Origin of the sequence: Pedobacter sp. ASV1-7, from assembly GCF_040203335.1 — a bacterium.
Taxonomy (GTDB): Bacteria; Bacteroidota; Bacteroidia; order Sphingobacteriales; family Sphingobacteriaceae; genus Pedobacter.
Window position 1 is genome coordinate 141,631 of sequence record NZ_JBEHBV010000005.1, and the last position, 12,994, is coordinate 154,624.

The 12,994-nt window shown below is 38.3% G+C and carries 8 protein-coding genes; 1 reads left to right on the forward strand and 7 read right to left on the reverse strand.

Annotated elements, in window-relative coordinates; all coding sequences use genetic code 11:
• Positions 1 to 3 precede the first annotated feature (3 nt).
• The 7 genes from ABDJ41_RS13200 to ABDJ41_RS13230 all read right to left on the reverse strand — a co-directional run bounded on the left by ABDJ41_RS13200 (position 4) and on the right by ABDJ41_RS13230 (position 11,488).
• Entirely contained in the window at positions 4 to 1,329 is a 1,326-nt protein-coding gene (locus ABDJ41_RS13200; protein ID WP_349786518.1) for an aspartate aminotransferase family protein, read from the reverse strand.
• Positions 1,330 to 1,547: 218 nt separating this feature from the next.
• Entirely contained in the window at positions 1,548 to 2,186 is a 639-nt protein-coding gene (locus ABDJ41_RS13205; RefSeq protein ID WP_349786519.1) for a GntR family transcriptional regulator, read from the reverse strand.
• Positions 2,187 to 2,284: 98 nt separating this feature from the next.
• Positions 2,285 to 5,032: a DUF4962 domain-containing protein gene (locus tag ABDJ41_RS13210; RefSeq protein ID WP_349786520.1), complete on the reverse strand. Its 2,748-nt coding sequence runs from the start codon at positions 5,030 to 5,032 to the stop codon at positions 2,285 to 2,287.
• Positions 5,033 to 5,083: 51 nt separating this feature from the next.
• Positions 5,084 to 6,076 carry a DUF4466 family protein gene (locus ABDJ41_RS13215; RefSeq protein ID WP_349786521.1) on the reverse strand — a complete coding sequence of 331 codons (993 nt, stop codon included), beginning with the start codon at positions 6,074 to 6,076 and terminating at the stop codon, positions 5,084 to 5,086.
• A gap of 11 nt (positions 6,077 to 6,087) precedes the next feature.
• Positions 6,088 to 6,492, reverse strand: coding sequence for an SGBP N-terminal domain-containing protein (locus ABDJ41_RS13220; protein ID WP_349786522.1), 405 nt, complete (start codon positions 6,490 to 6,492; stop codon positions 6,088 to 6,090).
• Between the two features lie 22 nt (positions 6,493 to 6,514).
• A complete protein-coding gene (locus ABDJ41_RS13225; RefSeq protein WP_349786523.1) occupies positions 6,515 to 8,356 on the reverse strand; it encodes a RagB/SusD family nutrient uptake outer membrane protein in 1,842 nt (613 codons plus the stop codon).
• 12 nt (positions 8,357 to 8,368) lie between these two features.
• Positions 8,369 to 11,488 carry a SusC/RagA family TonB-linked outer membrane protein gene (locus ABDJ41_RS13230; protein ID WP_349786524.1) on the reverse strand — a complete coding sequence of 1,040 codons (3,120 nt, stop codon included), beginning with the start codon at positions 11,486 to 11,488 and terminating at the stop codon, positions 8,369 to 8,371.
• 573 nt (positions 11,489 to 12,061) lie between these two features.
• Here ABDJ41_RS13230 and ABDJ41_RS13235 point away from each other — a divergent pair.
• On the forward strand, positions 12,062 to 12,958 hold the full coding sequence (locus tag ABDJ41_RS13235) for an SMP-30/gluconolactonase/LRE family protein (RefSeq protein ID WP_349786525.1): 897 nt from the start codon (positions 12,062 to 12,064) through the stop codon (positions 12,956 to 12,958).
• The last annotated feature ends 36 nt before the right edge of the window (positions 12,959 to 12,994 follow it).

Consider the following 12,994-nt stretch of genomic DNA (forward strand, 5'->3'; position numbering starts at 1 on the left):
GTACTATCCGTTAAATAATGCCGACAACACTTGTTTATTCTTCTCCAATGTCTCTTCTATATCAGCCACACTATGTGCATAAGAAATACTGCCCTGTTTAGATGGCAATGGAAAGTTAAATATTCCTTGTTCAATTAACTTATGACGGTATTCTTTATCAAATGCAGCATCGTTATTCAGAGCAATATCGTGAAAATCTTTTGGAGCATGCCCCATAAAATAAACACAAAATGCGGAGCCCTGACGAGCAACATAAAATGGCTTATCATATTTAGATAATATGTCATTTAAACCAGTCTCAAACATAGCCCCTAACTTCTCAACATGCTCATAAACAACTCCTGAAGAAAGCTTCTTTAAAGTAGCGATAGCAGCAATAGTAGTTAAAGGATGTGCATTAAATGTACCTGCAATTAATACCCTTTTCTCTTTTTCAGGATGTACAAAGTAATCCATATACTTTGCTTTTCCGGCAATTACGCCCATTGGATAGCCATTCGCAATCGCCTTACCGAACGTACTCAAATCAGGAGTCACACCGCAGATTTGCTGAAAACCACCTAAAGCATGACGAAATCCTGTTTTCACCTCATCAAATATCAGCAAAAAGCCTTCATCATCAGCCATTTTACGTAAACCTTCAAGATACCCTTCCTGAGGTTTTACGATTCCAATGTTTTGAAGAATTGGCTCAAGAATAATACATGCCGTCGGATAGCGCTTTACAATGTACTGAACAGATTCAAGATCATTATAGTTAATAACATGAACCAATGCTTTATGTTGGTCAGGTATTCCCGCAGAAAGAGAATCAAAAGGATACTCTCCCGGGCTAACTCTATCACCAATATCCTGCAAATTACTGATCACATTTCCTGCCACATCATTGTGCCAGCCGTTATAACCTCCTTGCATAATAATTACGTGATCTCTACCAGTAACCGCTCTTGCAATACGCATAGCATGATAAGTCGCCTCAGAACCTGTTGTTGTAATTTGCAATTTCTCAGCTGTAGGTACACATTTACAAAACAATTCGGCAAATTGCCCTTCCAGATCTGTAGGTCCTGCACCCATTAAAACCGACTGGTCATTTATAGACGCCAAAACAGCAGCATTTACATCAGAATCATTGTGCCCTAGAAATGCAGCAGCAAATCCGGCTTGATAATCGATATATTCATTACCCTCAATATCCCAAACTCTACTCCCAAGTCCCTTCGAAAAACAAATGTTAGGTTCCGACTTCCGATTAAGTGAAACAACTCCTCCAGGTATCCATTTTTCATTCTTGGTAATTACTGACGCCGATTTTAGCCAACTATTCATGATTTTTTAAATTTTTAAATTTCTAAATACCAATCAGTCTGAAATAGCTCCTTTTACAAAATGAGAAGCACCAACATACTGATTTTGTATACAAATATATTTATTTTTTGTATACATCAAAATCATATTGCACTTAATATTATTTTATTACATTTTTTTTAAGGCAAAAAAAATGCCGCATCAGCTAATGATGCGGCATCAAAAAATGTAAAGATATTTTATTCTAATTCAAGAGAAGCTGCCTCACCTCTGGTTAGATGCTTAACTAAAAAATCCTCTGCCTTTTTCAAACTTTTTGTTTTAAGCGCTTTCAGGATCTCACGATGCTCCTTATCTGTTAATTCATAATCATCCATATGGGTTTGAGACCTTCCAAGCTTCAGATGGAACAATGGAATATTACTTAATTCATAAAGTTGTTTCAACTTCCCATTTCTAGAGATATTGATTAATGTTTCATGAAATTTCACATCAGCTTCACAAGCTCCTGAAAAATATCCATTCTTTACCATAGCTGAAAAATCATCACAAATACGGTCCAACTCAGCAATATCATCTTCAGTTACATGATTAAAAGCTAACCTGAGAGCTCCCAGCTCAAGTAATTCACGAATCTCCCGAATCTCCCGGATGTCAGCTGCCGTCATCGTTTTCACATAGTAACCACCTTTTTCTCCTACCTCCAGCAAAGCCTCACCCAACAAACGATTCAGAGCCTCCCTAACCGACACTCTGCTTACTTCCGTCTTTGTCGCCCAGACATCTTCTTTCAACCTGGTTCCGGGAACCAATTGATTTGATAATATCTTTTTCCGTAGTTCAGAATATACTTTGTTTGATTGCGAATCTTCTTTCATGTCAAATTATGTAAACAAATACTTTTATAAAAAGTAAACAATATTAAAAATTAATGCAAGATAGTAAACAATTTATGCATTTAACATAACATTACAACCTACTTTAAATCACCAGCACTATAAGACCTTGTCGGAGTTACAGAATACTTTGCTCCCTCTGCCTTAAAGTAAATTGTATTTTTGCCAGGAATAACATTAAAATTAAAGTCAACCTTACCATCTGCACTTTTTACATTCCAGAACCCTGGCTTCATGCCTAACAAGATAAATTCATACGTATCTTTATCCGGAGCATCGATTGTAAACGCTGAATGAATTAGATCCGCCCCTGAATTCATACTCACCAAACGATCAGCAAGAGCAATCTGATATCGCCCATCCAACTCCTTAAAGTTCACAGGCAAAGGCTTTGCATCTCCCTCTGTCATCTGAAACACTGTCAGGAACTTATCTTGTTTTCTGGCATTTTTTGGCGATACCATTATGCGATGGGCCTTTGCCTCTGCTTTTGAAGAAACGATTTTATACTGCTGTTCAAAAGTACTATTTGCATTATCCCCACTTAAGACCTCAATATTACGTTCCGCAGCGGATGGCAACAACATATTCACATAAGTTTTTCCAACCAGACCAGCTAATTCATTTCTCAGCACCAAGCTCCCATTCAGCTCTTCCGGTTTATTCAATGTATTAATTTGCCAGAACTTTTTAAATCCAGAATCTGCTGTCGTCATATCATCTGTTAAAATGATTACCGCTGGCACATCTGCTCTTTCAAGATTTAAGAAACAGAAACCACGGCTGTAATTAGTCATTTTTGCGCTATATGCAGCAGTCAGATCAACTTTAAAATAACTAAATGATGGTTTCAATTTTGATGGGCCAAAATCAGCAGACAAAACCTTACCATTATCAAACCAAGGATCAGAAGTAACTTGCTGAGGCGTTAGTGGGAAACGCTGGTTAAACCGGGCACCTCCATCACGAACCTTTGTCCTGAAAAGCAGTGGTTCCTGAGGATCTACCGCCAACATCATGCTATGGGCAACCGATCTTTTATTAAAATTAAAATCATAAGGAGTGCCATAAGATAAATACAAACCTATATCTCCAACCTGTATTCCATGATGATAAATCTGCAGACTTCCCGCATCAGCCTGCTGGTGATTTCCAAAAATATAACCACCACCTTTTATTTCAGCAATCACATCTTTACTAGTCTCCTTGTTATCCCACCCTGTTCTGGCAACCATCCCACCTAACACAGCTCCAAAATCTTTAGTTAATGGAAGGGAATTAAGGTCATGATCCGCTTTTAACAGAGGATCATTCACCAGCAAGAACAAAACAGGATTATCAGGCAAGCCCCCCTGACGTTCAGACTCTCCCTTAATCAATGGATCATTAGCATAAGCACCACTCAAAAGCATAGTTTGTTGCTGCTTCCAGTAAAGCGGCTTATCGCCACCAAACTTTACACTAAACATATCACCATCCCGCAACATATAGCCATCAGGAAGACGCATATACAACCAATAATACGGCAAGCTTTTGATGTTATCATCAAAAACAGAAAGTCCAGTCATCCGATAATAAAGCCATACCGCATACATCTCCCAACCAAATCTATACGCTCCATAATCCACACCCTGGTTGTGACGCGGCGACTCATATTCAAACTTCCTCATAGGAACCAGATCCTCCAAAATTGTATATGAAGTATATTTATAGAGCTCTGGATTTTTATCATACAAAGCAATACTCATAGCCAGCAGATCGCGACTAATTTGCGCCTCATTACCATGCCCATTAATAATGCTATCCATAAATGGTGGCCAACCCACCTCCATTTCTCTGGCCAGCCCAAGCATTTTATCGTACAGTAATTGTTTATCTTTTTCAGCAAGCAAGTCAAAACACCAGTCATAAACTAATGAAGCAGTATAAATTGACCTACCTACTTCCCTCGTGATGTCGCCATATTTCACATTTCCAAACTCCAACATGGTCATATAATTAACCATTAGCTTTACTACTTCCTTACCTACTTTTTTATCCCCAGTCATCAGATAATAAAAAGCCTTTACCTGAGCCACATTTTCTAGCTCTTCCTGATAAAACACTTCCTTTTCAGAATTAAATTCAAACTTATAAGGCACTTTTGCAGTCGCCTCCACTTTAATCCACACAGGCTGATTTTCACCTTTAGTCAACCTTGACTTAATCAAAGGCAGACTCTCTGCAGTCACCCATAATCTTGGATGCCCGGATGGCGGAACAATTTTAGGAACATAGTTACGTGCAACCAAAGGGATTTCTGGTTCATTATAATTTTTGATTTCCAGATATTCCAAAGCAATATCTTTTGGCAACCAAATCTTAATCTTCTGATCCTTGCCATTCATTTCAAACTTACCGGAAACCTGACTTGCCGCTTGATACAAATCATAAATAATTCGTTTTGTAGGACGCTGGTTATCGATCTGCATTTTAACATAAGACGTCAATACATTCCCTTTTGCATCTTTCTTTGGTCCATTTCCTACCGGTACAACTTTGGTCGAAATCTCATAAATCCCAGCTTCGGGCACTTTCACTGAAAACACTAAATCAGCTTCAGACATATCACTATCGACTCTGGCAGGAGCATCATTTAATAACGCAACCTTACTTTCAGCATTAGCAATAGAAATCTTTTCAGTCGTTTTACTGTTTAATTGAGCCTGACCGCCATTAAAGCGTTTAGCATATTTATCCCCAACAACATAAGGATGCACCTGTGCAAAAACACTCAATGTATCAACAATTAACAACGCTAAAAAAACAAATCTTACTTTCACTTTCATTTCTACTAATAAAAATTGGATAACCAACACAGCCGGCTATCCAATAGTTTTCTATTTCATTGTTAACCTTTTAATCCCAATAACCATCTGCTTACTTGCATTATTTACACTATTAATGTAAACATAGGCTCTGTATTTGCCATCTGCAGTTTCAACCCAAACCCCTGATTCAGCTCGGGTATTAATAGCAAAATCTGGTGCATCTGTGAAGTTACGCTGCTGAAGGTCTACATCATCAACAAAAACACTTGTAGCTAAATTATTCACAAGAATCAACTGTGCATCTCTAATATCCCATGCTTTAATCAGTTTTGTTTTATTGGTCAATCCTGCAGGTAAAGTTATTCCTGGTCTATATTCTGCACTTGCAGTTGGCGCTACTAAAGAATGATTAAAGGTTACACCTGTTATCACACGATACAAATACACCAGGTCAATTTTTGTTGGGTTAGCCGCAGCAAATGTAGCGTCATAAACAGCCATATCTGCAATGGAGATGTAACAGTTAGCAGGATCAATAACTGTCAGGTTTTTTTTGATGTCCATTTTCCGGATTGGATATGGTCCCGATTTATAGCTTTTTGTTTCTCCATTGGTTGAAGTCACAGAGAAAGTAAATGTTACATCCTTACCACGTGCCTCTTCCGGAACTCTGTAAAAATAACGCAAAGTAGCTGCAGAAATATCAGGATTATAAGTTACAGTTGTAGTATTTCCACTATTAACAGATGGTGCTCCAACGACCGTTCCAACCTCCGTACCACTAGAATTTGTGCTATAAAACTTATTATCCATATAAGTACCTGCTGCACCTGCGATAGAAGCTGTAACTGTCGCTGAAGCGAGCTTTCCTTTCTCAGGCAACAAAGCCATTGCATAAGCAAATTCAATATCCAGTCCTACTATACTAGGCCCCAACGACCGTTTGATTAAGTCATTTTGCAGTTCTGATGGTGCTGTAGGAACTTCATATTCCTTTTCTTTGCATCCTGTAAAAACAAGTACAAAAAGACCAAGCACATATAAAATATATTTATTCTTCATGACGCAGTTTTTTAATTTATTTTTTGAACTGTAAGATTAACCGTATAAGTCTTCCTTACCTTTCGGTTTCCAGAAACGACTGTCCATTGTTTTGGGCTAGCCAAGTTTGAAAAGTCTACTTTTCCAGGAATTTTAGGATCTAATTTAGCATCCGTAACCAAGGTAAATTGAGGATACAAATTCTTCAGATCCGTTCCAAAAAGCACTTCAACATTTACGGTTTGCGCCACAGTATCTATAACAGCGGCCTTAGTCCGCACAGTCTGATAATCTGCTCCGAGTATTTCAAAATTACTAACATAACAATCAGACCTTGTCGTAATCAACAACCCATCTTCATCAACAGGAAACCCCTTTTTACATCCTGCAGCTAGCATGGATAAAATAAATAGGCTAAAATATAGTGATTTTTTCATTTCTATCAGTTTAAATTATAGGTTATCTCCAAGGAATATTCTGACTCAGATTCGGATTACGAGTACGCTCTGACTCTGGAATCTGATAAATATAACAACGTTGATAAATCAACTCAGAAGCATTTAGAAAAAAGCGCTCCCAATTGTTACCATGCGTATCCATAAACCATTTACCATTACCATAAGCCGGACCGAAAACACGCTCTATCGCTCTCCAGCGTCGCAAATCGAAAGCACGCTGTCCTTCTCCAACCAACTCAACAATACGTTCCTGCTCTATTGCATCAAAAAACGCCGCTGGACTGGCAGTTTTGGCTCCTGACAAAGGCGGAAGATTTCCTCTGTGACGCACTCTATTCACCAAAGCAATCGCATCAGCCTGAGGTCCATCAACAGCATTTGTTGCTTCAGCATACATTAGAAATACATCGGCTAGTCTCATTACAGGCCAGTTAAAATCACCGTTGCTCCTAGCCAGACCTCCGTAGTTCCGAACGAATTTTCTAAACTGATAGCCGGAAAAATTTGTAGCATTATCTGTAAAATTGAAATATTCTACACCATTAATCGTCGACTTACCTGAGAAGGTTTTATAAAGAAAGTTGATATATGAAGTCTGCTCAACCTCTCCCTGTCCCATAATTTTTTCATAATCCCAAAGCATGGTTGCTTTCATCCTATAATCCCGATTCCTATAACTTTCAGGATTAATTGCAGAATTTAAGGCCGTCCTTGCTCCAGCAACACCAGGCTGAATCTGTACTAAAGGCGGCATAAAATCTCCAGTAATAGTAGACTGGTAGCGATCTGCTAATTCATATCGAGGTATCACTTGATTTTGCCCTAAACCATTTAAGGGTCCAGTAAAAACTCTTTGATATTCATCACCTTGCACAGGAGTCATTCCTGCTCCATGCGGCAGAACCATTAGCATTTCACCCCCATCATTTACATTTCCAGGATTAGGGATAAACATATAGTAATAATTAGGCAACACATCAGCTGCACCCATCGAGCCCCATTGCCCTGGCTCTCCACCACGGAAAAGATTTAAACTATAATCCTGAATTACACCTTTAAAATCAGCCGCTGCAGCTCTATAGGCGATTTCAGCTTCTGTTGAGCTAGGCTGAAACTTCTCTAGCTCAGGCCAACCAAATTTATTCCAACTCGCCCAGAACAATTGCATTTTACCTCTAAAAGCCAGAGCTGCAGGTTTTGATGGCCTACTGATTATAGGATTTTTTACAGGTAATTTTTCAAAAGCATAAGTAAAATCAGCCAATATAGAATCTTTTATTTGCTTAATTGGCATCCTGGACAAGGTATCAACGTTGATAGGATTATATATAATTTTACTTACATAAGGCACATCCCCCCACATAGAAATTAAACGCAAATAAGTAATCCCACGCAATAAACGAGCCTCCCCTTTAATACTTTCTAAACTCTTGGTTGCAGACTCCGTTTTTGAAGCAGGCAACATCTTTACGTTTATATTTTCTATAACATAATTTGCATGAGTAATTACACCATACAAATTCTTGTACATTTCCAAAGCTGTACCACCATAACTACTAGGATTATTTACCCCAATTGGCGCTGGGGAAACCGCTCCGGTATTATAAACCTTTACAAACTCTGCGTGACCATCAAAATGATAATCGCGGTCAAAACTTGACCGAAAGGCATTATATACCCCCATCAAAGCAGAAGTCGCATCAGCCTCAGTTTGCCAGTAAATGTCAGAAGGCAAATTAACCGTAGACTTTTGATCGAGTAAATCTTTTCTGCATGAACTCAGCAAAACCGTCCCAAACATGAGAAACAGAATGGAAAGTCGTATAAAATAATTTTGTTTCATGATGATCTTCTTTTATAATTCAACATTCAGGCCCAGTACAAACGTTTTACTAAGCGGATATACATCATCGCTATAACTTACCTTCTCAGGATCTAAACCACGATAATTGGTAATAGTAGCCAGGTTATCCGCAGAACCATAAATACGGATGCTTCCTAAACCCAACTTCTTGATATAGGGCTTATCAAAAGTATAACCTAACTGCAAATTTTTCAATCTCAGATAAGTTACATCATCCAACCAAAAGGTACTTGCATTTGTTGTAAAAGGTGCCACAGTCCCACTCGTTAAACGAGGCAAAGAAGCATCCCTGTTATCAACCGCCCAGGTATTCAGATATTGGTTCCAATTCACAGCAACATTGACAGCCTGAGACAGCTTAGTATTGGTCATCCTGTTATTGTAGTAATCCTTACGTCCGGTAGCCCCCTGCAACATTACTCCCAAATCAAATCCTTTCCAGGACACATTACCTCTAAAAGCAAAATTTGTGGTTGGTCGCTGTGTTTGAAAATTTGGATAAGCCACCTGATCATTGTGATCAATTCTACCATCCCCATTGATATCTTTAAGTAAAATATCACCAGGAGAAGCACTTTGTATCGGTGCATTATATACATCCTCCCAGGTCTGGGCAATGCCAGACGACTGATAAGCATAAACAAAATAATAAGGCATATCAATAAAAACAGCACTTCTAGCAAGGAATTCAGGCCATTTCTCTAACAGTGTAGTATTGTAGCTCGCATTGATATTTAACATATATCCGAAATCACCTCTATTCTCTTTCCAGGTAAGATTAGCTTCTACCCCTCTGTTTCTAAGGTCACCAAGATTTCTTCTTGGTGGAGGACTAAGTGCCGCTGCAAGCAGGATAGACAAATCACCAGGACGTATCATTCCTGTCGTTAACCTGTCGTAATAATCAAATTCAGTTGTTAACCTATTGCCGAAAAATGCCATATCCAAACCTAGGTTCAACATGGTAGTTTTTTCCCAGGTCAAATCTCTGTTGATTAATTTTCTATTTTGAAACCCCATAACAGCAGACTGAGCGGCAGACCCTGCATTTATTGAAGTTGCTACATAATTGCTGGTCGCCAATACTTCCTGCTGTTCATACAAACCAATACCGTTGTTATTACCCAAAGAACCATAAGAAGCTCTTAACTTACCATTAGTTAATCCAATCTTTTCTGTTAATGATTTAATAAATGACTCCTCTGTAAAACGCCAACCTACCGCAGCAGAAGGGAAACTTCCGTACTGATATCCCTTAATAAATTTAGAAGAACCATCTATCCGCAGATTAAACTCAAATAAATATTTGTTATATGCAGAATAATTAAAACGACCTATATAAGAACGCATCCCCTCGGTACTCGAAGCACCACTATTGGTAATATTCAAACTACCCAAAGCAGCGTCTAATTCATGTAATAAAGGATGATATCTATTCTCTTTGTTAGCAGCCAAAGTCCTGATCTTCCAAAACTCTTCACTATAAGCCCCCATAATACTAAATTCATGATGCTTAGCAATCAACTTATCATAACTAATTTTTGCAGTCAACTGAGTCTTAAAATCGTTCCTATCCGCATTATAAATCCTTTCATTATCCCCAACATAAGCACGATTATTAAACTGATTAAGTTGAAAATTATAGGCTTTAGAAGGAATGTCTGCGCGCCAGGAAAACTGACTGCCATATTTCAAATTATAATCAACCCGTCCTTTAAGCCCAGGAATTGGATTATATTCGATATAAACATTCCCCATTGCCTCCTGCCGCTCCAGATTATTTTTGTTCCTATTAATATAATCTACATAAGGATTACTAGCCAGTATACTCTCATTATAAGCCATAGCACCACCATAATATCCAGTAATCGGATCATAAGGGGTTATACCAGCCGGGGCAGTAAAAATATCCAATCCACTAGTCCCATTAGCTGTAAACCCCTCATCGTAATTATATTTATAATTCGACCAATTGCCAGAAAAACGAACCCCTGTACTGATATTCTTTTTAATTTTTGCATCGTAGCTAAAAAGTGCATTGTATCTATTAAAATCATTCTCTATCTGAATCCCCTTTTCATCCATCACCCCTACAGAGAGATAAAAATTTGACTTCTCATTACCACCTGTAGCTGAAATATTATAGTTCTGCAACTGTCCATTTCTTGTAACAAGATCCCACCAATTTGTATTTGGATAACGTAACGGATCAATCATACTCTTTGCAAGCCATTCATCAATTGTACCATTTTTAAAGACAATAGAAGCTGGCACCACAGTTACCGCTTGTGCGCGTTGCGTTACCGTAAGTGCTTTCGCATAGTTTGGCAAAAACTCATAGACATTGGTAGGCTTTGTTATAGTAGAGCTAACAGAAGCATTGATCTTAGTTCCCTGTGCCCCTTTCCCTGACTTTGTAGTAATGAGAATTACACCATTTGCACCACGCGAGCCATACACAGCTGCCGACGCTGCATCCTTTAAAACAGAAACACTCTCCACATCATTCATATTGATCCGGTTGATGTTAACATCAGGCATTCCATCTACAACGATGAGCGGATTGGCATCATTTACCGTACCTAAACCACGGATTAATAATGTAGCACTATTATTCCCCGCCATACCAGAGGTCTGATTTACCGCTAAACCCGGCAACATACCTTGCAGAGCAGAGGAAACATTTGGCAAAGCCCTGCTGGTTAACTGCTCATCCACTTTTACAGCAGCAACAGCTCCAAGTAAATTTACTTTCTTCTGTGTGCCATAACCAACCACAACCAGCTCATTCAAATCCTGCGCAGAAGTAACCAGCGTTACAGTAACGGACTTAAAATCCACTACCTTCTCCACATCAACATACCCGAGCATATGAAATTTAAGCTTATCGCCTCGCTTAACTTTTATAGTAAATTGCCCGTTACCATTGGTAACAGTCACAACACTTGAGCCCACAACCCTTACTTCTACTCCCGGTAAAGGCATCCCCTCAGAATCAACAACCTTGCCCTCCTGAGAAACAGGGTCTTGCTGAATAAATAAATGATTATGCAATGGTTCAGCCTTAGCCTGCAATACGCTTGCTATTGAAACAACAGCAGCTAACTTCATTATCTTCCAACATTTAATATAGCCGTCTGGCCAAAAATATTTTGATTTCATTACCTATGTGATTTGCATAGTAAACACTTTCTTAATTATAGTTATTAGGATAGACCTGGATTTGAGTAGTTATTTTATTTTCATATTTCACCTCCTTTCCTGTTCCACTTCCGGCGAACATCCCCCGATATAAATTTCAATTTCCCCAATCTGCCGACTGGATAAACACAATGCATTAATGGTACAAAAAAATTGAAAATCTTATTCCCGTATATTGCGGTATTACAACAGTTTAAATGTTTATGATTGGTTAGTTTTTAATATCTATGTATACAAATATATACTTTTTTTGTAAACAAAATAATTTTATTGATTTTTTATTCAGAATAAAAAATAGCAAAACACTTTAACCATTCATTTAATCAAACTTTTGAAAATCAAGGATTAAACCCAGCAAAAAAAACTTCAATCAGCAAAACAGCATTTAACAAATGAAATTACAAAGAGTAAAAGACAAATTATGTAAACTAAATCAAAAGAAAAAGGTATACATTAGTAAAACACATTAAAACAAATACAAACATGCCTAACCAATTATCATCTAGTAGCACATTAAAAGCACAACTGGTATTAGATACTCAATCGATCTTAGGAGAAGGAGCTATATGGAATTATGCAGATCAAAAATTGTATTGGGTAGATATTGATCAACATTTACTCCATCAGCTCAACCCATTGAACAACCTTCATCAAACCACGTATTTACCAAAGAAAATAACGACAGTAGTACCAACAATAAATGGAGAACTGCTGGTTGCTCTTGAGGATGGGGTGTACAGCTACAACAAATCTACAAGTGAATTACAGCTCAGACATGTAAACCCGGAGAACAACTTAACAGGAAATAGATTTAATGATGGAAAATGTGATCCCGCCGGACGTTTCTGGGTAGGTACAATGGGAAAAGAGCGATCAGCAGCGCTTTATTGCATGAACGCTGACTACATTCTGCAAACCATGCAAACAGGCATAACCAATTCCAACGGGATTCTCTGGTCACTCGATCAAAAAACCATGTATTACATTGACACCCCTACATGTAAGGTATCGGCATATGATTTTGACAACAACACAGGACAATTGAGCAACCCACGGTCAGTCATCACCATCCCAATAAATATGGGTCGGCCTGACGGCGCTACCATTGACTCTGAAGGGATGATCTGGATTGCAATGTGGGGAGGTTATTGCGTAACCAGATGGAACCCAAAAACCGGGGAACTATTATCAAAGATAGAAGTGCCATCAAAAAATATTACCTCATGTGCATTTGGCGGTGAGAAACTTGACACACTTTATATTACCTCTGCAAAAGGACAAATATCAGATAGCGATCTGAGCGACTACCCTAACAGCGGAGGTCTGTTTGCAGTTAAACCTGGCATAAATGGGATTAAATCTAATTTCTTTGCAGGTTAACAAACAAAAAAAAGACACCTTAAGGTGTCTTTTTTT